This is a genomic window from Rhodococcus sp. UFZ-B548 (assembly GCF_903819475.1).
In the GTDB taxonomy this organism is placed as follows: domain Bacteria; phylum Actinomycetota; class Actinomycetes; order Mycobacteriales; family Mycobacteriaceae; genus Rhodococcus_F; species Rhodococcus_F erythropolis.
The window spans coordinates 99,395-120,362 of the sequence record NZ_CAIJDS010000002.1 but is presented as its reverse complement, the minus strand read 5'-3'; the positions used below and the strand labels follow the sequence as shown (position 1 = coordinate 120,362).

Annotated in this window: 19 protein-coding genes; 11 read left to right on the top strand and 8 right to left on the bottom strand. The window is 60.3% G+C overall.

Annotation, left to right across the window (positions count from 1 at the left end; genetic code table 11):
- Positions 1–45: 45 nt before the first annotated feature.
- Positions 46–624 (top strand): TetR/AcrR family transcriptional regulator, encoded by a 579-nt coding sequence (locus tag H7C86_RS03350; protein WP_182261095.1) that lies wholly within the window; start codon positions 46–48, stop codon positions 622–624.
- 5 nt (positions 625–629) lie between these two features.
- Here the strand turns inward: H7C86_RS03350 and H7C86_RS03345 are convergent, their stop codons facing one another.
- Together H7C86_RS03345 and H7C86_RS03340 are read right to left on the bottom strand one after the other, a co-directional pair.
- Positions 630–1,076: a GtrA family protein gene (locus tag H7C86_RS03345; RefSeq protein ID WP_020969332.1), complete on the bottom strand. Its 447-nt coding sequence runs from the start codon at positions 1,074–1,076 to the stop codon at positions 630–632.
- Positions 1,073–3,271, bottom strand: coding sequence for a hypothetical protein (locus H7C86_RS03340; RefSeq protein ID WP_182261094.1), 2,199 nt, complete (start codon positions 3,269–3,271; stop codon positions 1,073–1,075). The genes H7C86_RS03345 and H7C86_RS03340 overlap by 4 nt, the downstream gene beginning before the upstream one ends.
- 172 nt (positions 3,272–3,443) lie before the next feature.
- On the opposite strand from H7C86_RS03340, the gene H7C86_RS03335 reads away from it, so the two are divergent.
- The gene (locus H7C86_RS03335) at positions 3,444–4,430 is read left to right on the top strand and encodes a glycosyltransferase (protein ID WP_019747967.1); all 987 of its coding nucleotides are present in this window, start codon (positions 3,444–3,446) and stop codon (positions 4,428–4,430) included.
- Positions 4,420–5,562, top strand: coding sequence for a dTDP-4-amino-4,6-dideoxygalactose transaminase (rffA, locus tag H7C86_RS03330; RefSeq protein WP_182261093.1), 1,143 nt, complete (start codon positions 4,420–4,422; stop codon positions 5,560–5,562). The genes H7C86_RS03335 and rffA overlap by 11 nt, the downstream gene beginning before the upstream one ends.
- Before the next feature lie 26 nt (positions 5,563–5,588).
- Here the strand turns inward: rffA and H7C86_RS03325 are convergent, their stop codons facing one another.
- Positions 5,589–6,575: a serine hydrolase gene (locus tag H7C86_RS03325; RefSeq protein ID WP_182261092.1), complete on the bottom strand. Its 987-nt coding sequence runs from the start codon at positions 6,573–6,575 to the stop codon at positions 5,589–5,591.
- A gap of 75 nt (positions 6,576–6,650) precedes the next feature.
- Between H7C86_RS03325 and H7C86_RS03320 the strand changes: the two genes are divergently transcribed.
- The 6 genes from H7C86_RS03320 (at position 6,651) to H7C86_RS03295 (ending at position 12,341) form a co-directional block, all read left to right on the top strand.
- The gene (locus H7C86_RS03320; protein ID WP_070796224.1) at positions 6,651–8,984 is read left to right on the top strand and encodes a Tex family protein; all 2,334 of its coding nucleotides are present in this window, start codon (positions 6,651–6,653) and stop codon (positions 8,982–8,984) included.
- Between the two features lie 105 nt (positions 8,985–9,089).
- Positions 9,090–9,977 (top strand): hypothetical protein, encoded by an 888-nt coding sequence (locus tag H7C86_RS03315; RefSeq protein WP_003942742.1) that lies wholly within the window; start codon positions 9,090–9,092, stop codon positions 9,975–9,977.
- 89 nt (positions 9,978–10,066) lie between these two features.
- Positions 10,067–10,408 (top strand): 50S ribosomal protein L19, encoded by a 342-nt coding sequence (rplS, locus tag H7C86_RS03310; protein ID WP_003942791.1) that lies wholly within the window; start codon positions 10,067–10,069, stop codon positions 10,406–10,408.
- A 55-nt stretch (positions 10,409–10,463) separates the two neighbouring features.
- Positions 10,464–11,267 carry a signal peptidase I gene (gene lepB, locus H7C86_RS03305; RefSeq protein WP_003942787.1) on the top strand — a complete coding sequence of 268 codons (804 nt, stop codon included), beginning with the start codon at positions 10,464–10,466 and terminating at the stop codon, positions 11,265–11,267.
- Between the two features lie 50 nt (positions 11,268–11,317).
- Positions 11,318–11,998, top strand: a complete 681-nt coding sequence (locus H7C86_RS03300) for a ribonuclease HII (RefSeq protein ID WP_024487346.1) — start codon at positions 11,318–11,320, stop codon at positions 11,996–11,998.
- A gap of 37 nt (positions 11,999–12,035) precedes the next feature.
- Positions 12,036–12,341 (top strand): DUF2469 domain-containing protein, encoded by a 306-nt coding sequence (locus H7C86_RS03295; RefSeq protein ID WP_003942715.1) that lies wholly within the window; start codon positions 12,036–12,038, stop codon positions 12,339–12,341.
- 65 nt (positions 12,342–12,406) lie between these two features.
- On the opposite strand, the gene H7C86_RS03290 is transcribed toward H7C86_RS03295, so the two are convergent.
- The 3 genes from H7C86_RS03290 to H7C86_RS03280 all read right to left on the bottom strand — a co-directional run bounded on the left by H7C86_RS03290 (position 12,407) and on the right by H7C86_RS03280 (position 15,009).
- On the bottom strand, positions 12,407–13,588 hold the full coding sequence (locus tag H7C86_RS03290; RefSeq protein WP_020969338.1) for an RtcB family protein: 1,182 nt from the start codon (positions 13,586–13,588) through the stop codon (positions 12,407–12,409).
- 97 nt (positions 13,589–13,685) lie between these two features.
- Positions 13,686–13,919, bottom strand: coding sequence for a hypothetical protein (locus tag H7C86_RS03285; RefSeq protein WP_019747974.1), 234 nt, complete (start codon positions 13,917–13,919; stop codon positions 13,686–13,688).
- An 82-nt stretch (positions 13,920–14,001) separates the two neighbouring features.
- Entirely contained in the window at positions 14,002–15,009 is a 1,008-nt protein-coding gene (locus H7C86_RS03280) for an iron-siderophore ABC transporter substrate-binding protein (RefSeq protein WP_259349034.1), read from the bottom strand.
- A 144-nt stretch (positions 15,010–15,153) separates the two neighbouring features.
- On the opposite strand from H7C86_RS03280, the gene H7C86_RS03275 reads away from it, so the two are divergent.
- The gene (locus tag H7C86_RS03275; protein WP_070796226.1) at positions 15,154–15,960 is read left to right on the top strand and encodes an AraC family transcriptional regulator; all 807 of its coding nucleotides are present in this window, start codon (positions 15,154–15,156) and stop codon (positions 15,958–15,960) included.
- Between the two features lie 115 nt (positions 15,961–16,075).
- On the opposite strand, the gene H7C86_RS03270 is transcribed toward H7C86_RS03275, so the two are convergent.
- Both H7C86_RS03270 and H7C86_RS03265 read right to left on the bottom strand, forming a co-directional pair.
- The gene (locus tag H7C86_RS03270; RefSeq protein WP_003942731.1) at positions 16,076–16,810 is read right to left on the bottom strand and encodes a hypothetical protein; all 735 of its coding nucleotides are present in this window, start codon (positions 16,808–16,810) and stop codon (positions 16,076–16,078) included.
- Positions 16,811–18,000: 1,190 nt separating this feature from the next.
- Entirely contained in the window at positions 18,001–19,386 is a 1,386-nt protein-coding gene (locus H7C86_RS03265) for a hypothetical protein (protein ID WP_182261090.1), read from the bottom strand.
- 309 nt (positions 19,387–19,695) lie between these two features.
- Here H7C86_RS03265 and H7C86_RS03260 point away from each other — a divergent pair, with 309 nt between their 5' ends.
- Positions 19,696–20,019 (top strand): restriction endonuclease, encoded by a 324-nt coding sequence (locus tag H7C86_RS03260; protein WP_235867884.1) that lies wholly within the window; start codon positions 19,696–19,698, stop codon positions 20,017–20,019.
- Positions 20,020–20,968 lie beyond the last annotated feature (949 nt).

Sequence of the window (20,968 nt, the reverse complement as noted above, 5' to 3'; positions counted from 1 at the left end):
TGGTCGTAGTGGTTTAACTTAGGGTCGTGTCAGGAGTGATGTCAAGTGCGAAAGAACCCGGAACGACGGCTTGCCCTGATCGACGCGGCAATCGAGGTGTTGGCCCGAGAGGGTGCTCGAGGCTTGACTTTTCGAGCCGTCGACACCCAGGCAGCCGTGCCGAACGGGACAGCGTCGAACTACTTCTCCAATCGCGACGACCTACTCACGCAGGCCGGTGGCCGGATCTACGAGCGACTGATTCCGGACGACCTCGAGGGATTGATCGATCCCGTCAACGGCACCGATCGTGAGCGACTGGTGACGCTCATGCTCGACGTGGTCGAGCGGGTCACCTCGTTTGGAACGGGTTTCCTCGCGCTCATGGAGTTGCGGCTGGAGGCGATACGTCGTCCGGACCTGCGAGCGGTCCTGACCGTCCGCATCCGAGAAGACTTCGATCTGAACGTAGCCAATCATCTGGCGTCGGGCGTGCCGGGTGATGCGATGACCGTTCGCCTGCTCTATTTGTCGTTGAACTGGCTCGTACTGGATCGACTGACATTGCCGAACCTGTTCCGGGAGGAAGATATTCGTACGATCGTCGAGGCCGCGGTGGATCGAGCGCTACCCCGCGAATCGTAGAAGGGTCAGTGCCGCTCGGCAGGTTTGCGGCGGAACGAGAAGTATCGATGACCGAAGAAACTCACCCCGGCAACGATCAACATGACAACCGCCTGGGCGGGAAGCGGCGGGGCATGCAGAATCGACACCGCGATTGTTCCGAGTATCAGATTCAGCACGAGGCCACCGGAATTGACGACGATGAACGCGCCCAGGTCGCGTGCCACATGTCCGCGGACGCGGAAAACCAACGTCCGATGCAGAACGAAAGCGATGAGCACGCTGATGGAGTACGCACCGATCACAGCCACTTGATACAGATCCTTGTTGTCGAGGATCAGTGACCAGATCACGAAGAGCCCGTATCCGATCGCCGTATTGGCCACTCCGACAATGGCAAACGCGATGGGTTGATGCTTGACCACCCGCAGCAGTGGGCCGGGGTTCTCGGGTGATGCGATGTCTTCGGTCATGAAGACTCGGTTTTCACGGTGTTGATCCGGTCCTTGTGTCGTGTCCGCAGATACATCCACTCGAGCACACCGAGGCCGAGGATTCCGGCGACCATCGAAGCGCCGCCGACCTTCCATCCCGGGGGTCGCCACGTGAGGACAAGTTCAGCGTCCTTCGTCCCGGCTGGGATGTCCACGGTGACAAAGGACTTCGCGACGACGTCGATCGGGACAGGCTGACCGTCGAGGCTAGCTCGATACCCGGGCCAGCCGAGCCGTGCGAACACAACCTTGCCGCCGGTCTCCGAACTGACACGAAGGGTGCTCGACATGTTCGATTCCGCGGTCGAAACAGCTTCGACGCCACGGGTATCGGCGATGCGGCCGTTTCGTGTCGAGACGGGGCCGTCGACGCGTTCGAGCACGGAGATGTAGTTCTCGTGTCCGGGGTAGTCGACCCATGTCCACCCGTCGGGGGCCGGGTTCTTACGTGCGTCGGGGTAGAGGGCGTTCTGCAGTACGACGCGGTCCACCTTCATCAGGTCGACGATGGTGCGGCCGGTGGTGGGTTCGACGGTGAATGCCCGCCGGAAGGCGTCGGGGCAGACGCTCATGTCCCAGCGCATGCAGAGCAGATCACCGAAGTAGAAGTGCCCGTTGGGGGTGTAGCCGCTGGTGTAGGTCAGTTCGAGGTCTTTGGGGTAGTTTCCGAAAGCCAGGGAACCGTATGCTCCGTCGAGGGTTTTGTCCCCGGGTCCGATGAGTGCACGGTCGCCCAGTTGCAGTGTCGTGCCTTCGAAGTCGGGGAAGGTCTCTTTCATCTCCGAGCGGGATTCGGGCAGGTTCCAGCTCATCGGGGTTGGTTGCGCGGCCCGAACCTGGGCGTAGGCGATGGGGGAGACCGCGGCGATTGCCAACAGGCATGCGAGCGCGGTGCCCTTGGTGCGGCCCAGCCACACCATCGCAGCGCCGAGTGCGGCAACGACCAGGGCTGAGATCACATGCCATTTCGCGAGCCCGGGAGCTGCCGAGGCGGACCTGATCAAAAGCAGGCCCACGAGGATTCCGGCTGCAACGCAGCGTCCGCGCAACTTGTCGGTCGTGGCGTAACGCCCGAGCAGGATGCACACCAGAAGCAGGAGTCCGATGGCCACCATCGGAAGCACGCGCGCGGGCCACCGCAGTGGGCCGATCGTGCTCGGCCCGGCAGTCCACATGAGGACGGCGACCGTGAAGATCCCGACGGCGGTCAATTCGCGTCCCGCGGCGCGTGCCTTGCCCCAGTCGATGAATGCCAGAGCCGGAATGAGGAACCACGCGACGTAGACCATGGGCATGGTCTGGATGTATCCCCACCACGAGGAGAACGCGGGCATCGTGCTCGGCAGGCTCGCGTTCAGCGATTCCGACCAGGGAACGGCGAGGAAAGCGTCGTTCTTGACTTCGGATGCACCGCGCCAGGTGACGTCAGCGGTGAGCAGGCTCGGCAGATACGTCGCGAGACCGGCGAGGGCGGCACACGCGGACACCGCCAGAAGCCGCAGCGACGGCAGCCAACGCCGCTGATAGACAACTTCGCCGATCGCGACTGCGACGATCATCAAACCGGATTCGACTGCGGGGAAAACATATTGGACCGACATCGCGAGATACAAGAACACGAAGGTCGGGATCGGACCGCTCTTACCGCGGGCGTAGCGGATTGCCGAGGCCCACGCCTGAACCATCCAGGCAGTGCCGGTGAAGGCTGTCATCCAACTGGCCGAGTCGAAGAAGAGGAGGAAACCGGTGAACGGAATCGAGACTCCGGCGACCGCAGCCCACGTGGGCTTCGAGCCGTACTCCAGGCAGATCCGATAGACGCCCAGCGCAAGGATGATCGCGAAGATCAATTTCACGATCGTCGCGTAAAGCGCCAGGTTGTCGAAGGACGGTGCGATCAGGTCGATCAGAAGTTGTGGCGGATTGAGAAGGCCCGCTTCCTCGATCGCGTAGTTGCCGGCCATCCAGTTCTCGGGGACGAGTACCGGCAGGTGTCCTTCTCGCAGGCTACGGCCGAGCATGACCCACAGCGGCGCGTACTGGGACTCGGTGTCGTCGGTGTAGAAGTGACGAGCGTTCGCGAGCACCACGGCCAGGTAGCCGGCGATGACACCGACCGCCGTGACGGCGCCCCACTTGTACACGTCTGCCCGGGCGAGAGTGCGAGTTTCCACCACGAGTTCCAGACCTTAACAGGGCAGGTGGGGCGCGCGGAGACGCGAGCGCATCACGCGCCGTCGGCATCCGAAGTCCGGACATCTCTGCGTGTTAAAGTTCGCGACGGTGTGGGCCCGATCGTGCCTGTCTCTCGGCGCCAGTCGAGCCCCCTGAAGGGAGTGGAAGCGAGTGCACTCGATTTCCGTCGTAGTGCCCGTTTATCAGGGCGAAAAGACGATCACGGCGCTCGTCGAGGAGTTGGACGGCCTGTGCGCACCCAGTTCGACGCCCGGTGGAGCGCAGTTCACCGTCGACGAGATCGTGCTGGTTCACGACAACGGTCCGGACCGTTCCGACGTCGTGTTACTCGAATTGGAGCGCCGTTTCGATCAGGTGCGTGTCGTGTGGCTCAGTCGCAACTACGGCCAGGACGCGGCGACTATCGCCGGTATGGCCGTTGCACGTGGCCAGTGGATCGTGACGATGGACGAAGACGGTCAGCACGACCCGGTGCACATCGGGGCTTTCCTCGACACCGCGCTGACGGAGCGATCCGATCTCGTGTATTCCAAACCCACGAACACCCGCCCGCATGGATTCTTGCGGAACCTGACCTCGCGCGGCGCAAAGATCGTCTTGGCGACGGTATTCGCGTTCCCTGATTCGACGAGATTCGAAAGTTACCGCCTGATCCGAGGTGACATCGGCCGACAGTTGGCCGGCGTCGCCGCCAACGGCGTGTATCTGGACGTCGCGCTGACGTGGGTTGTCGGCAATACCGCCACGGCGCCGGTGACACTTCGAGCGGAAGGCCGCGAGGAATCGGGGTACAACTATCGCCGTTTGTTCTCGTTGTTCTGGAAGATGGTGTTGTGTAGCGGAACACGCGGTCTGCGACTGGTGAGTCTGCTCGGGGTCACCCTGGCGTCGGCCGGTGTGATCATGGCTGCGGTGATCTTCGTCCAAGCCATGACCGGTGACAACAACGACCCGGAAGGATGGGCGTCGATCATCATGGCGCTGCTGGTCTGTTCGGGTGCGATCCTGTTCTCGCTCGGTCTCATCGCCGAATACCTTGGCGTGGCACTGCACGTCCTTGTCGGAAAGCCTCTGTATCTGACTGTCGATTCACCGCGGCCCGGAACCTCGATCGATCGGCGTAGTCGTGAGCACTGATCGCATCATCTTCTCCCGCCCCTATCGGGCATCGAACGAATTGTCGAATCTGGCAACGGTTCTGGAGTCCGATCACATTCACGGTGACGGACGTTTCACCAAGTCCGCGACTGCAGCACTCAAAGCGATCACCGGATCCACGCATGCTCTGCTGACGACCTCGTGCACGCACGCACTCGAATTGGGTGCGCTGCTACTCGAATTGGGCCCAGGTGACGAGGTGATCGTCCCGAGCTTCGCGTTCAGTTCGGCGGCGACCGCCGTCGCGTTGCGCGGGGCCACTGTTGTTTTCGTCGACATCGATCCGAGTACCGGCAATATCGATCCCGACTGCGTCGCAGCGGCAATCACGGAACGAACGAAAGCAGTACTGGTCATGCATTACGGCGGAGTCGCCGCCGACATGGAACCCCTCCTCGACCTCGCGGAACTCCACGGTGTCGCGTTGATCGAAGACAACGCTCACGGGCTCGGCGGAAAGTGGCGCGGGCGGGCGCTCGGCACCATCGGAACTATCGGTACGCAGAGTTTTCACGACACCAAGAACGTTCACTGCGGCGAGGGTGGCGCGCTGTTGCTCTCCGACGATCAGTTGATGACCCGCGCCGAAATCATCCGTGAGAAGGGGACCGACCGTGCGCGTTTCCTGCGCGGCCAGGTCGACAAGTATTCGTGGCAGGACATCGGGTCGAGTTATCTGCCCAGTGAACTCAATGCCGCTGTCCTCGACGCACAACTCTCGGAGTTCGACGCGATTCAGGCGGCCAGGCATCGCGTCTGGGATGCCTACAGCGTGAGTCTGGGCGTGTGGGCGTCCGAGAACGGTGTCGTTCCCATGGCGGTTCCCGATGATCGCGAGCACACCGCGCACCTGTTCTATCTCAAGATGCCTACCGAAGAGAGCCGCGACGGCTTGATTCGGCATCTCGCCGCCGACGGAATCGTGGCGCCGTTCCACTACATTCCGCTCGATACGAGTGCGGCCGGTGTGCGCTACGGACGAACACCGGAGCCGTGTGTGCGTAGCGCCGAGTTCTCCGCGTCGATCCTTCGACTGCCACTGTGGCCCATGCTCACGTCCGAACAACAGGAACGGGTCATCGGTTCGGTCCTCGAGTACAAGCAGGCTTGAGGACGAACACGACCGCGTGGATCGAATCAGGGCCCGGAAGCTTCGGGCATCACCGAATCCGCGGTCGTGGATGCCGCCGCCCAGTCGTCGATGCTTCCGCTCGGGAAGAGAATCTGTGTGACGCCGGTGACAGTGTCACGTGCGTGCAGTGCGCTTTCGTCGTCGACGGCGTCGGTGAACGAGGTGTCGGGATAGAAGCTGTCCTCGTCCGTGTACTGGACGTCTTCTCGCGAACCGATTGCGATGATGTATCGGTTGTCGTCACCGACGATGCCGGTGGACAGATGGATCCACTTGTCCTCGACACAGCACATCCAGCCTTGCTTGACTCCGATGACCGACTCGCCGAACAAGGCCTCGGGCAATCCGAACCTCTGGTCGTAGCCGTCGGTTCCTTCGGGAGTGGATTGCCGCAGGTACTCGACGAATTGCTCGACCCGCTCAGGTCCGAGCCGGTCGGAGTCGTCGAGGACGCCGTTGTAGAAAGTGACCAGGTCGTGCGTCGTGGTCTCGGTGTTCCACCACATTCCGTCCCACGGCGGCGTCGTCGCGGTCAGTGCGTAACGCTCGGCAACCCGGGTGATCACCTCCTGACCGCCGACCTCGTCCCACAGAAGGTTGGCTGCGGTGTCGTCGGAGGATTCGAGCATTGCCGCCATGAGGGTGCGATCGTCGTCCGTGATGGGCCGCTCGCCGCGAGCGTCCTGATGGAGGAGATCCTCGGCGATGAAAAGTTTTGCCACCGAGGCAGTTTCGATTTGCTGGTCGCCGGCAACATCGAGGTACTTGTCCGAGGATCGATCGAGGACGGCGATGGAGACGTCCGCACCGCGCCCGAGCGCCGCCACCTGAGCTTGAGCCAGTCGGCCGTCGAGAGTCTCCGCGACCGGAACATTGGTGTCGGGGAAGGCGGGGGTCTGCATCGAATCATCCGGGTTCTGTCCACCGCTGCACGAAGCCGCAAAAGTAACTGCGGCCGCCATTGCGGCAATCCGGACGTACCGCGTACTCATCTGTTTCCCCCGGTAGCCCTGACACGGCACTGTTGCCGATCTTCTTGTCTCAGGATAGCGGTAGGGTCGGATCTCGTGATTCTCAAGACCGTGAACCAGCGCATTGCCGAGGAACTCGACGTCCGCGAAGGCCAGGTTGCAGCAGCAGTCGACCTTCTCGACGGCGGAGCCACGGTGCCCTTCATCGCCCGGTACCGCAAGGAAGTCACCGGCACGCTCGACGACGCCCAGTTGCGACTTCTGGACGAGCGGCTGCGGTATCTCCGCGAGCTCGACGACCGTCGTGACGCCGTGCTCACGGAGATCGACTCTCAGGGCAAACTCGACGATCAACTGCGCGGTCAGATCATGCTGGCCGAGACAAAAGCGCGGCTGGAGGACATCTACCTCCCCTTCAAACCGAAGCGGCGCACCAAGGCGCAGATCGCCCGCGAGGCCGGCCACGAGCCTGTCGCGGACGCTCTCATCGGAGATCCCACCACCGATCCCGCGCAGTATTCGGACGAGCAACTCGACGGTGCCCGGTCGATCCTCGTGGAGCGCTTCGCCGAGGACGCCGATCTGGTCGGTGAATTGCGCGAGCTTATGTGGAGTCGCGGCCAGGTCGTCTCATCGGTCCGCAAGGGCAAGGAAACCGATGGCTCGAAGTTTGCTGACTACTTCGAGTTCTCGGAACCGTTCTCCAAATTGCCCTCGCACCGCATCCTCGCCGTCCTGCGCGGAGAGAAGGAAGAAGTGCTGTCGCTCAACATGGCGGCCGACACCGAAGAACTCGCGCCGGGGGAGCGCACGGTCTACGAAGGCCGCATCGCGTCGCGGTTCGAGATCGCCGACCGTGGTCGGGCCGCCGACGGGTGGCTTCTCGACACCGTCAAGTGGGCGTGGAAGACGAAGTTCGCCGTCACGCTCGGTATCGACACTCGAATGCGTCTGCGGCAGTCGGCCGAAAAGGACGCCGTCGACGTCTTCGCCACCAACCTCAAGGATCTACTCCTCGCGGCTCCCGCCGGCGCCCGACCCACCATGGGACTCGACCCCGGATTTCGCACCGGAACTAAGGTTGCCGTCGTCGACGGAACCGGCAAAGTTGTTGCATACGAGACGATTTACCCGCACCAGCCGCAGAACAAGTGGGACGCGGCGCTTGCGACGCTTGCCGGGCTGGTCGCCAAGCACGGCGTCGAACTGATCGCCATCGGCAACGGCACGGCCTCACGCGAGACCGACACGCTCGCTACCGAACTGATCAAGAAGACCGGCGCGCCCAACCTGACCAAGATCGTCGTCTCCGAGGCAGGCGCATCGGTGTACTCGGCTTCGGCCTACGCGTCGCAGGAACTTCCCGACCTCGACGTCTCGATTCGCGGTGCGGTGTCCATTGCGCGTCGCCTGCAGGATCCGTTGGCGGAGTTGGTCAAGATCGATCCCAAGTCCATCGGTGTCGGTCAGTACCAGCACGACATCACCGAATCGCTGCTCTCACGTTCGCTCGACGCCGTCGTCGAGGATGCCGTCAACTCGGTCGGCGTCGACGTCAACACCGCGTCCGTGCCACTTCTCGCTCGGGTGTCCGGAATCGCAGGTTCCCTAGCGGAGAGCATCGTCGCCCATCGGGACCAGAACGGTCCGTTCAAGTCCCGCAAGGGACTCAAGGACGTCTCCCGACTGGGACCCAAGGCTTTCGAGCAGTGCGCAGGCTTCTTGCGGATCACCGACGGCGACGACCCTCTCGACGCGTCGAGCGTCCACCCGGAGGCATATCCGGTGGTTCGCAAGATCGTTGCCAGTGCCGGCGGGGACGTGCGCACCGTGATCGGAAACTCGCAGGCACTTCGATCGGTCAAGGCGTCCGACTACGTCGACGAGCGATTCGGTCTACCGACCGTCACCGACATCATCTCCGAGTTGGAGAAGCCGGGGCGAGATCCACGACCCGAATTCAAGACCGCGACCTTTGCCGCAGGCATCGAGAAAGTCGCGCATCTCAAGCCCGGTATGACTCTCGAAGGTGTGGTCACCAACGTCGCAGCCTTCGGTGCCTTCGTCGACATCGGAGTTCATCAGGACGGTCTGGTTCACGTCTCGGCGATGTCACACAACTTCGTCAAGGACCCACGCGAGGTCGTCAAGTCAGGTGACGTCGTCAAGGTGAAGGTCCTCGAAGTGGACGAGGCACGCCAACGCATCGGGCTGACGCTTCGTCTCGACGACGAGGTGGGCGCACCCCGCAAGTCCGAAGGCCCGCGAGGTGGGCAACCACAGCGTCAGGGCCAGCCACAGGGTCAGCGTCAGGGGCAGCAACGAGGTAGTGGCGGACGTCAGGGTGGACGCGAGTCGCGTCCGGACAACCGCGCGCCCGCTGCCGGGTCGATGGCTGAGGCTCTGCGCAAGGCGGGCTTCGGCAAGTAATTCCGTCCGCCGGGTTTTCGGAGTCCGTATCGTCTCATTCGAGTCGGTTGGCGGTATCAATCGGAAGAATGGTCGGATCTGAAATTCGGTGAAGGGAGGACAGTGATGCGGGAGTGGCTCGAGCGCGAGATCATCGCCCATGGCCGATTGCCATTGCTGTTCTTCCTGCTCGGATTCCTCTCTGCCTTCCTCTTCATCCGTCTCAGCGTCCGGATGATCCGTGCGCAGGTGAAATGGTGGCCGGGCAACATCGCGCCCGGAGGTCAGCACGTGCATCACGTCGTGTTCGGTGTGATCGCCATGATGATCTCCGGTGGTGCGCTGATCGCGGTCTACGTCGATGGTTCGCAGACCACCGGTGCCGTCCTGGCGGCGATCTTCGGTATGGGTGCGGCATTGGTGCTCGACGAGTTCGCACTGATCTTCTATCTGAAGGATGTGTACTGGTCCGAGCAAGGTCGGACCTCGGTGGATGCGGTTTTCGTCGCAATCGCCGTGACCGGTCTGGTGCTGTTGGGTTTCCGCCCGCTCGAACTTCTCGACGTCGCCGGGTTCCGTGAAGAACGGGATCCGTGGATCAAGTTGGTGTTCGTTTTTGTCGCGTTGATCAACTTCGCCTTGGCGGCAATCGTGATTCTCAAGGGGAAGATATGGACGGGGCTCGTCGGCCTGTTCGTCTTTCCGCTGCTGGTAATCGGAGCGGTTCGCTTGAGCCGGCCGGGTGCACCGTGGGCTCGCTGGCGGTACACGCGTAAGCCGAAACGGATGAACCGCGCGCTCGAGCGTGAGCGGAAGTGGCGGCGACCGGTCATCAGGGCCAAGATCTACGTCCAGGATCTGATTGCCGGATCGCCGAGCGTCGAGCATGCGATGACCGCGGCCGAGCAGGAATTGGACCACACCATTCACGCGGCTCCGCCGCCACCGATTTCCCCGCTGGTATCCGCGTCTGGCACAATGGACGGGTTGCCTGGACCAGGCAGCAGCACTTGATCTGGGCACGAACCAGACGAGCGCCGTTTCGGGAGACCGAAACGCGTGCCGCTCGGTTCCTCTGCTCCTGCGAAATACAAGGATGACATATGAACACCCTGGACTTCCTGGACAAAAAGTCGCTCCGCGACGACATCCCCGAGTTCCGTCCCGGCGACACGCTCAACGTGAACGTCAAGGTTATCGAAGGCTCCAAGGAGCGCGTGCAGGTCTTCAAGGGCGTCGTTATTCGTCGCCAGGGCGGCGGCGTTCGCGAGACCTTCACCGTCCGTAAGGTCTCCTTCGGCGTCGGCGTCGAGCGCACCTTCCCGGTTCACAGCCCCACGCTGGCCTCCATCGAGGTTCTGACCCGCGGTGACGTCCGTCGCGCCAAGCTGTACTACCTCCGTGAGCTTCGTGGCAAGAAGGCGAAGATCAAGGAAAAGCGCTGATCTTTCCGATGAGCCCGGCACCGCGTACGCGCGGTGTCGGGCTAATCTGGTTTCTGTGGCAGATTCTTCGAAGGAGCAGGCATTGTCGTCCGGACCCGAGAATCACGAGGGATCAAGCGGTTCCGCGGAACCGACCTCACATCGGCCGCAGAAGAAACAGCGATCGTTCCTGCGAGAACTCCCTGTTCTGATCGGCGTAGCGCTGGTACTCAGCATCGTCCTTCAGGCATTTGTCTTCAGAGTTTTTCTCATCCCATCCGAGTCGATGGAACCGACACTGCACGGCTGTGCGGGATGTACCGGTGACCGCATCGTGGTGGAGAAGATCGGATACCGCTTCGGCGATCCGGAACCCGGCGACGTCGTCGTCTTCAAGGGACCCGATTCGTGGAACACGAAATATGTGTCCAATCGGTCCGACAACGTTGTCGTTCGCGGCATTCAAGAGGTCGGTTCGTGGGTCGGCCTCGTTCCGCCGGACGAGAACGACTTGGTCAAGCGAGTGATCGCTACCGGCGGCCAGACCGTCGAATGCTGTGACGATCAGGGCCGAGTCCTGGTCGATGGCAAGCCGCTCGACGAGCCGTACATCAAGATGGATTTCCCGTTCACTCCGGGAACACAAACGTGTGACACCGAATTGAAGTCGGGCCGCTGCTTCGGACCGATCACCGTTCCCGAGGGCCACGTGTGGGTCATGGGTGACAACCGCAGCAATTCCGCCGACTCGCGCTACCACGTCGACGACGAGTTCCAGGGAACCGTCCCGATCGACAACATCATCGGTCAAGCTCGTTTCATCGTTCTTCCCCCGTCGCGAATGGGCGGCATCGATGCGCCTGATATTCAGGGCAATTGAGTTGTCGTACCGCACACATGGACTCGCGTAGTTCCGAGTAGGCAGAGACAGTGAGTAGTTGGCCCCCTCGCGTTGTCATTCGCAGATCGGCAGGTCTGCGGACGATGGAGTCTGCGTTGGCGCGAACCGGACTCGGTCCGGTCGCCGGCGTCGACGAAGCCGGGCGCGGAGCGTGCGCTGGTCCACTCGTCATTGCCGCGTGTGTCCTGGCGCCGAAACCGCAAGCGGCACTGGCGCGGCTCGACGATTCGAAGAAGTTGACCGAACGCGCGCGCGAGGAGCTTTTCCCGGCCATCAAGCGTTTGGCGTTGGCGTGGAGTGTTATTTCGGTACCCGCTGCGGAAGTCGATCAGATCGGTATCCACGTTGCCAACATCGAGGGGATGCGACGAGCAGTTGCGGGCCTCGATCTCGAACCGGGCTACGTCCTCACCGACGGGTTCCGGGTTCCGGGTCTGACGGCTCCGTCGCTACCAGTTATCGGCGGTGACGGCGCCGCTGCATGCATCGCCGCGGCGAGCGTTCTCGCGAAGGTGACCCGAGATCGTGTGATGACCGAGATGGACGACACTCATCCCGGATACGGCTTCGCGATTCACAAGGGATACAGCACGCCACTGCACATGGACGCTCTCGACGAGCTGGGGCCGTGCCCCGAGCATCGCATGACGTACGCAAACGTGGTGGCTGCGGGAGTCCGGTTGGAACAACGCGCGGGCCGTACGGGATGATGGACGTTCAGACGAACTGGGAGGACTGGCTAAACCGATGAGTGCCGAGGATCTCGAGAAGTACGAAACCGAGATGGAGCTGTCGCTCTACCGTGAATACCGGGACATCGTCGGACAGTTCTCCTACGTCGTGGAGACCGAACGACGTTTCTACCTGGCCAACACGGTCGAGTTGCTGCCCCACAATTCAGACGGGGAGATCTACTTCGAACTGCGGATGTCCGACGCCTGGGTGTGGGACATGTACCGCCCGGCGCGATTCGTGAAGTACGTGCGCGTCGTGACGTTCAAGGACGTCAACATCGAAGAGCTGGACAAGCCGGATCTGCGCCTTCCTGACTGATCTTGACAACGAAGTGCCCCGCCGATATCGGCGGGGCACTTTGCATTTCGCGGAGTTGCGCGGGGTCAGTTGCCCTTGACATTCACGATCTGACGCAGCGTGTGTCGAATCTCGACCAAGTCCTTCGCGTCGTCCATCACGACGTCGATGTCCTTGTACGCACCCGGGATCTCGTCGAGGAACGCCGCGGAACGCTTGTATTCGATGCCGACCATCGCCTTGTCGAGATCTTCGATCGTAAAGGTCTTGCGTGCCTGGTTACGTCCGTACACCCGACCCGCGCCGTGGGGGCTGGACTTGAACGACGGCACGTTTCCCTTCCCGACGACGACGTAACTCGCCGTCCCCATCGAACCGGGGATGAGCCCGGGCGTGCCCTCGTCTGCCTTGATCGCACCCTTACGGCTCAGCCACACACCCCGGCCCATATGGAACTCCTTCTGGGTGAAGTTGTGGTGGCAGTTGATCCGCTCGACCTCGTCGATGATCGCGGGCTTGCCGTCACCCATGAAGTGCGCGAAGTCCTTCACCACGCGGTCCATCATCTCTTCGCGGTTGAGCAGAGCGAAGTGCTGAGCCCAGTTGAGATCGGTGATGTACGAGTCGAATTCGGGCGTCTTCTCGACCAGGTAGGCAAGATCCGGATCGGGAAGGTTGATGTACCACCGCTCGCACAAGTCCTTGGCGATCTTGATGTGATGCTGTGCGAGCTTGTTTCCGATACCGCGGCTGCCCGAGTGCAGGAACAGCCAGACGCCGTCGCTCTCGTCGAGCGTCACCTCGATGAAGTGGTTGCCAGAACCCAGCGTTCCGAGCTGAAACCTCCAGTTGTTCTTGAACTTGTCGTAGAAGGCCAGGCGATCGCCCGCCATTGCCTCGAGTTCTGCGATGCGGATTTGCGCCGTGTCGCTCAGCGTCTTGTTGTAGACACCCGCCGAGAGCGGAACGGAGCGTTCGATGCTGTGGCGAAGAACGCTCAGGTCGCGGCCTTGAAGGTCGCGTGCACTGAACTGGGTTTTGACCGCGATCATTCCGCAGCCGATATCGACTCCGACGGCGGCGGGCATGATTGCGCCTTCCGTCGGAATGACCGAACCCACCGTCGCTCCCGCACCGAGGTGCGCATCCGGCATAAGTGCCAGATGTGGACGGACAAAAGGCATCTGGGACGTACGCAGCGCTTGCTCGCGAGTGTTCTCGTCGAGTATCGATGCCCAGTTCCACAGCCTCTTGGTGATCTTCTCCATCAGATTTCTCCCACATAGTTCACAGCCGAACCGATCGGTCCGGTGTGTCGTGCAGGAATGACCATGCGCTCCGTCAGTGGTTGTGTGCAACCTCTTTTCAGGTGCGCAGACCGTCTGCGAGTTCGTAGATTCGTCCGACGTACTTCTCCTGGAAGGCTTTTCGAGCAGCATCTGCTTGTTGCCGTGCGCCCATCCTGGCGTAGAGGTACTCGAGTTGAACCAAGCTCTCGCCGATGTCGACGCGTCGCTGGTCGAGAACCGTCAACTCGTCGACCAGCCGAGCCAGATCGAGTCGTGCAAGATCTAGCGCTGTCTCCGGTACCTCGTCCATGGTGATCCTCGATGTCCGTGAGTGCTTCCTGGGTTTGAGGCTAGCATCATTCGAACATATTTTCGATACCTGGAATTGTTGGTTACTTCGACAATGTGGCGGTCAGTTGGTCGATGGCGTACGGAATGCTCAGGACGGTATTGCCGGACATCGCCGCGCCGACGGGTGGATCTGCGGTGTATCGCACGACTATCGCATTTCCGTTTTTCACAGCGGGTAGCCGCTGGTAGAGAGTGTTGCCGGGGAGGGCCTTCTCTCCCTCCGGATCGGCCATCACGATCAAACGATCAACGGGTTCGAGGATGTCGTATCGCTCGTTCGGCAGCCAGTCGCCGAACTGGTCGCCGACGAATGCGTCGACCGTCGGGGGGAGGGTGAATCCGAGTGGCGAGAGGAAGATGCCGCGTGGGTCGTGCGACGAGAACACGTATCCCTCGGGAGTGTCGAGGTTGACGATCGTTGCGGTTTGCCCGGAAAACTCCGGGTGTGCAGCGCGAGCGGTGGCAAACGCGTTTTCGGTATCCGCGATCAGTTGCTGAGCTTGTGGTTCTTTGCCGAGGGCGCGCCCGGCGGTGAGTGTCATGTCGGTCCACGGCGTTGTGTATGCGTCGTAGTCCTTGCTCTGCGCGACAGTCGGCGCAATCGAGGTCAGCTTCTTGTGGGTCTCCGTGTCGATGTCGGCGTACAGCGCTAGGATCAGATCTGGTGCGAGGGAGGCGATTTGCTCGAAGTTGAAGTCTCCGCCGCTGTTGATGTAGGTCGGAGTTTTCCCCTTCCAGTAGTCCTTCGTCCACGGCCAGCTTTCATCCATGCCGGACCCCCACCATTCGGCCATGCCGACGGGTTCGACTCCCAAGGCGAGCAGTGGTTCGTGATCGGTGTATCCGAGTGTCACTACCCGCCGCGGTTCGGCATCGATGGTCGTCGAACCCTGTGCGTGCTCGATCGTCACGGGGAATGCGTCGTTGCTCTGGGTCGCTGATGCGGTGTCGACGCCTTGCGAGGTTCCACAGGCGGTCGAGAACCCGATGATCGCGGCCGTCGTGAATAAGGCGGCGAGGATTCGGGTGCTACGTGAGGGCACGTGCATGCTCCTTCGAAGTGGTGGGCGAAGTGATCTGAGTTCCGCGTGAAGTGCTGAACTGGTCGCGTCAGCAATAAAGTGAGGCTAACCTTTGCAGGATCGTCGGTCCATCCTTCAGAATGGACTCGGATACGCCCAGAAAGACGCAAAATGTCCACTATTGGTTACTCGACTCGTCCAAAGTCCTTGCTAGCGCTACCCGATAGTCGCGGACGGACATTCAAAGATTTTCAGGTCTACACCAACGTCGTCGACGGAGTGACTGCGTACGGAGCTCATCGACACCCCGAGCATCAGATCGCCTGGATGAGTGAAGGGACGATGCAGATCGCTGCCGGAGGCAATGTGTGGCACCTGCACAGCGCGCACTTGGTCTGGTTGCCGGGCACCGTTCTCCACGACATGACACTTCTGACGGAGGGGTGCATGATTGCGGCCTATGCGCGTCCGGATCTACGCCCTGCCGGGCCGCGGTGGACTCAGCCACTTGTTCTCGAAGTCGATGCTCTGTCCGCTCAATTGCTGCGCCATCTCGCCGACCGGACCATCGACGATGCTCGGCGGTTGATGAGTCAGGAGTTGCTCTACGACATTCTTGCTGCCGCGCCCGAACGGCACGACGTCCTCGCGGTTCCTCGCAATGCTGCGGCGAGTTCGGTTTCTGCCCGCATCCTTGCCGATCCGGCAGACTCACGGACGCTGGGGGAGTGGGCGGGCGAACTCGGGGTCAGTTCCAAGACCTTGATGCGAGCCTTTGTCGCCGATACCGGGATTACCTTCGGGCAGTGGAGAACTCGAGCACGCATGTACGCATCACTCGAGATGCTCGCGCGGGGTGAGGGTGTCAATGACGTTGCCCCGCAGGTTGGTTACCGCACCAGCAGTGGGTTCATCGCCGCATTTCGGGAAACCTTCGGTACGACGCCGGCCCGGTACGGCGGAAAGCTGATGCGGTGATTTGCTGATGATTTCTTGAACTCGGTTGACGGCAAAGCTTTGTTCGGCAAAGTAGAAATGGGCCGAGCTACCAGCATCTGCTGGTAGCTCGGCCGATTTACTAATCTGAACTGAGTCAGCTCATGTTGCCGAGCACATTGCCCAAGACACCGCTGATGACATTGGTCATCGACCCCTGCGGGTCGGTCAGGGAGCCGAATACCTGGCCTGATCCGGAGTTGAGTGAGCCGAAGCCCATGTCCTCGAGGCTTCCGGCGCCCGCCTCGACGGGGTTCGGCTGCCGGATGGTGACGCAGACGCCCATCGGATTGATGTTCCAGTCGCCCGCCGCCAGCACAATGTTGGTGCCGGCGCCGCTGTCGAGCTGCGTGCCTACAACTGCGTTATCGGGAACTTTGTAGGTGGTTTCCAAAGCGATGACGCCGCCGCCCGCAGTGGTCCATCCGCCGCCCTTTGCCACCACGGAGTTGTTGCCGACAACGACGGTCTTGGTGACGTCGTCCCACTTCTGGTCGCCGATAAGCCATTTGACGTTCAGGCGAGCCTTGACCAGCTGGAATCCTGCCGGGTGGAAATCGCGGATCTGATTGACGAGGGCTCCGGAACCGGAAACCTTGGTGATGTAGGTGACCGTCTGACCCGCGGCGACCTTGCCATCGCCGACAACCTCCTTGCTGACGGTGTACGGCGTCCCGAGGGAACCGGCCCAACTGTCGGTGACCGACTGGTTGAGCGCGCATGCCGGTGCTGCTTGCGCCACCGAGGCTCCAAGTCCAACAGTGACGCCGGCGGCGATGAGAACGAGGGATGTAGTGGTTGCTACTGCGTGGCGAAGTGAGCGGCGGGCCATGTAGAACTCCATTCAGCGGGGTGCGTGACGGTTTGAGCAAAACTGTAACTAGTTCTACTGGACTTTCGTCCAAATTGTGGGGATTTCAGAAAATTGTCACGGTTCGGGCCGCCGTTGGTGTGTCGCGCTGCCGAATTCCACAGGTTCTGAGTTGTCAACAGGTTGTTTTCGGGTGGCTTGGTTTTGTGGTGGTGGGTCGAGGGTGGTGGTTGGGACGCGATTCGTAGGGGCACAAGAGTCCAGAGACTTTGATGTGCCCCGGAAACTCCGGTGCGATTCACAACGACAGCGGCGAGACGATCAAGAACTGGGGGAGTCCGTTCTTCAGCTGCGAGACACACTGCGATTGGAATGAGATCGAAGACCTCAACGTGCGGCGAGGGGGACCGTTGGCATTCGTTGGTGGTTACGGCAATCTTCTAATCCAAACAGCAGGGACCGGAGCGAACCTTCGTTTCAACGACTGCCCACGTCCTGAGTGCTGGCGATGACTACATCGACCAGCGCAGCGAGAACCCACCTGAGCTAGTCCGTAACGTCTAGATCGAAGACTTCCCTGGATCAGTGCGTCGTTAACACGGTCTGTGTGACGTGCGATACACCAGCATGATCGGAAACGTGGCTGACATTCCCGAAGAAGTCTTGTTTTGGTACCCGTTCCTGAGACCGCTCACAGCATGGTGGAACCCGTTTTGAGGAGATGACGATGATTGGAAGCTTGCCCGACCTAACCAACCCGTTTCTCGATACTTTGCTCTTTCCGGGCTCGTGGTGGATCGAGTTCATCAACTGGTGGAACCCGTTCTGACTCGGTGACTAAAGCCGTTCTTTGCACCGCATTTAAGGCGAAATCCTGTTCGGCGGTACCACTCCGCCTTCAGGCGTTCGGTAACACCGTCAGGCATGGTCGAGCAAGAGTTCTCACGGCGCTCTTTAGCGTGGTCAAGTGCGGAGTCGGTAATCCCCACCGTCGCAACAGTGCTCTTCCAACCGCCGAACGCAGCGATCCGGCCACGGTTGAACCTCGCGGCGATGTCCATCTTGTCAATCGCGAGTTGATCAGCATCGGTCCGCGGTAGATCCCGCCAGCTACTGCACGTTCGATGTACAGCACTAGGCCCAGGCTCAACGAGCGCTCTTGTCTGGTTCCGTCTACAGAGAGGTGTTTGCCTGCTCCACCCAATTACTGCTCACCGCGTTGCTAGCATGATCGCCGCCTTGTCCTCCCGTTCGCACTTGATGACGTAGCCCATCTTCTCTTCCTCTGCGGCACCAAGTACTGAGCAGGTCCACCCGTCGAAACGGTAGGTTCGATCATTTACGTTGGGATCGTTCAGGTATTCACTCATGACAGAGACAGCTTCTGTGCAGTCGATGACCGCGTTGTCGTTCAAGACCGTCGCGGTCTTGCCGCGACGGTCGGTAACGGGACCGCACTCTTTGGGCGCGTAGTCAGCAGCGGGTCCACTACTGCTCGGGGCTGCACTGATTTCGCCTCCATTGGACTCACCTCCGACTCGCGACACTTTCCATGTTGCGCTATTGGGTATGTTGTCCAGCCCGAACTTCGCACTAAAGTCATATATCTTCGACACCGCAACTCTGCTCAGGACGAATGAAATGGCAGTCGATCCGAATTCTTTGCCGCAATTGGCCGCGGTCTGAACTGCGTCGAGAAGATTGTTTATCTCTGAGGAGCAACCGACTAGAACCTTGATCACCTTTGCTGGCGGGAACAGTGCGGAAGAGATATTTTCGAGAGCGTATGCATACCCCCACGACGAGAAAGCAGCGTTATCAAGCTTGGGGTCGCGTGTTAGTGTGCCCGACTTAGGTGAGCCGACGTATTGCTTAAAGTCGAGCGTCAGCGCATCGCCTGGACCGAGGAAACTGACGTCTGAACCCATAAGCTGCTCGTAAGCTATCGAAAGTGAGCGGTTCTGGCTGTCTGTTTTCGTTTTGTTAATAGCAAGCGGGGAAGGATCGCTAGAAATCACCCAAGGCACTGGAGAGTTAGAATGCAGCTCGACTGTTTGAGGGGAGTCGAGCGTGCCTGTCCAGGTTGATCGGAGGCATGTCCACGCTACATCGTCCGCTAGTGCTGATATTTGAACGCTGTACGTCGAATACTTGATCTGATCTCCAACGCAGGCAGGCTTGGTGAACCCGGTTCCCAGGACTTCCTTGATCCCCTGTCCTGCTTTGTTCAAGAATTCATTGGTGTTGAAGATGACAGCTTGGAACCAGCTGAGATGGTCTACCGTTGCCGTCACCGTGGAGTCATTGGGGTTGAACTGTGCATCTACCATCGATGGGGTATCTGCACCTGCTGATTCTGAGAGGACCACCACCTCACCCCCGGAATCTATTGCTCTCTGCACCGCTTCACCATCGACGCGGAAACGCAGGGTGATAGGGGCGTTCGGTTGCCCATCGGAATCCTCGATGACGACCTGGTATCGGTCGCTGATGGTTATGAGCATGTTCTGATCACCCTGGATGGTGCTGACGCCGTCCTGATCAACACTAGCGCTTGCCCCCACATCACCGCTGTTCCCGGTTCCTTCGACAGTCAATTCGTCATACTGTATGTGAAAACCCTCGTCAGATATTTGCGCAGATGCTGGAACCTGCTCATTAGTGCCCGGCGAATCAGTACTACAACTCGGCAATATTATCGTGAGTATGCCGAAAAGAAGGACTAGCCGGAATGTTGTCCTTTTTCGATTCCCAATTCCCATCGGCGGATAGTAGCATCTGTGGGTTGCCTAGACTGTCGTCTATTTGAATGACACTGGATGCTAAATGCGATGTATGTTTAGTCGAGGTCGGATGCGGTGCATTACCACGCCGAACAAGGCAGAGAGTTGAACCCCGCCGAGGCTATGAGGTCCTGGGGCTTCACTGATCCGGTCGCAACGACTGGGAGAGCGGACGGCGGAATTGATGGTCGATCATCACATGCCCTGACACAGGTGAAGTGGAAGGTCGGCGCCGCGGTCCGGACCGAGATGCAGCAGCTTTACGGTGCGCGGGAGACTGACGCCAAGAAGGCATTGTTCTTCTTTGCGGCATCGAGTTGCAGCAAAGCTGCGGTTGCGTATGCCGATGAAGTGGGGATCGGGTTGTTCACGTACGACCCGGTTGGCCTGATGGCAGCAGTGTATGCACACGCAGCATTGGTGTTGAAGCAGCCGAAGGTTTGGTGACAGTTCCAGGGCTGGGTCTCTGGCTTATCGCCGCACTGATCTCCGCCATGATCGTCTTATTAATATTCATTTTCGCAATCTGATATATCTTCAGAAGAGAATATGAGTACGACGCTTCAAGTAGATTTATTCAGTCCAAACAGAATCCGTGAACGCACGTCCTTGGTCGAGGGCGTTCCTGAGGGTGCGACTGGAATCAAGGTCGCAACTGGGTGTGAAATCGGTCCGATTATTTACGTGGGTGAGCTGGCTCGCGAGCAGTGTGAGAAGGCCGTGGTCGAGTCTTTTACTGAAGACATGACTGTCATACGGTTTCTCCACTCGAACCCCCGCACGCCGCGTTAGCTGATGTCGCGGGCGTACTTAGCGACCTGGTTCACTGCTGTCGAGAGGCCGAACGTGGACGGGAAAGTGCCGGCTGACTGGCATTTCCGTGGTTTCGAATTCTTTTGTTGGAGCATGTATTTCAACGCGATGGGGAAGGAGGAGACAACGCACGCTGACGGTGACGCTCGGCGCGGCCGAGACTGGGGCAAAATTGCTCACTCGATGGGATCCGGGCCGAGGCAGGATTCACGACGACTTTCAACCTGAACGACAGCCTGATCTTCCAGTATCGACAATCGGCGCAGAGCGAGTTCAACACTGCGCTTGGCTCAGTCTACGCGGTGCCATTCAAGCCCGTCCCTGAAATCATTCCGCACTCTGACGAAGAAGCTTGTAGCGGGGATGCTGCTTTAAACGACTTGTGGCGAGTTATCTTCGCAGGCCGGCATCAAGCTGAAAGACGTATACACGTGGATCCACGTCTAACAGTACCGAGCAGACAACCTGCGTCGAAGAGGACCACACTTCGGTTGAAGTAGCCGCGAGGCCGGTCTGTGCTCGGTGGCCAGTGCATGTTGAGTTTGTCAACAGGTACGGAGTTGTCAACAGGTGGGTTTTGGGT

Excerpts from the sequence above, each read along its gene's own strand:
- H7C86_RS03345 (WP_020969332.1), bottom strand. The coding sequence starts at position 1,076 with ATGACCGAAGACATCGCATCACCCGAGAACCCCGGCCCACTGCTGCGG.
- H7C86_RS03325 (WP_182261092.1), bottom strand. The coding sequence starts at position 6,575 with ATGAGTACGCGGTACGTCCGGATTGCCGCAATGGCGGCCGCAGTTACT.
- H7C86_RS03315 (WP_003942742.1), top strand. The coding sequence starts at position 9,090 with ATGCGGGAGTGGCTCGAGCGCGAGATCATCGCCCATGGCCGATTGCCA.
- rplS (WP_003942791.1), top strand. The coding sequence starts at position 10,067 with ATGAACACCCTGGACTTCCTGGACAAAAAGTCGCTCCGCGACGACATC.
- H7C86_RS03295 (WP_003942715.1), top strand. The coding sequence starts at position 12,036 with ATGAGTGCCGAGGATCTCGAGAAGTACGAAACCGAGATGGAGCTGTCG.
- H7C86_RS03290 (WP_020969338.1), bottom strand. The coding sequence starts at position 13,588 with ATGGAGAAGATCACCAAGAGGCTGTGGAACTGGGCATCGATACTCGAC.
- H7C86_RS03285 (WP_019747974.1), bottom strand. The coding sequence starts at position 13,919 with ATGGACGAGGTACCGGAGACAGCGCTAGATCTTGCACGACTCGATCTG.
- H7C86_RS03280 (WP_259349034.1), bottom strand. The coding sequence starts at position 15,009 with ATGCACGTGCCCTCACGTAGCACCCGAATCCTCGCCGCCTTATTCACG.
- H7C86_RS03275 (WP_070796226.1), top strand. The coding sequence starts at position 15,154 with ATGTCCACTATTGGTTACTCGACTCGTCCAAAGTCCTTGCTAGCGCTA.
- H7C86_RS03270 (WP_003942731.1), bottom strand. The coding sequence starts at position 16,810 with ATGGCCCGCCGCTCACTTCGCCACGCAGTAGCAACCACTACATCCCTC.
- H7C86_RS03260 (WP_235867884.1), top strand. The coding sequence starts at position 19,696 with ATGAGGTCCTGGGGCTTCACTGATCCGGTCGCAACGACTGGGAGAGCG.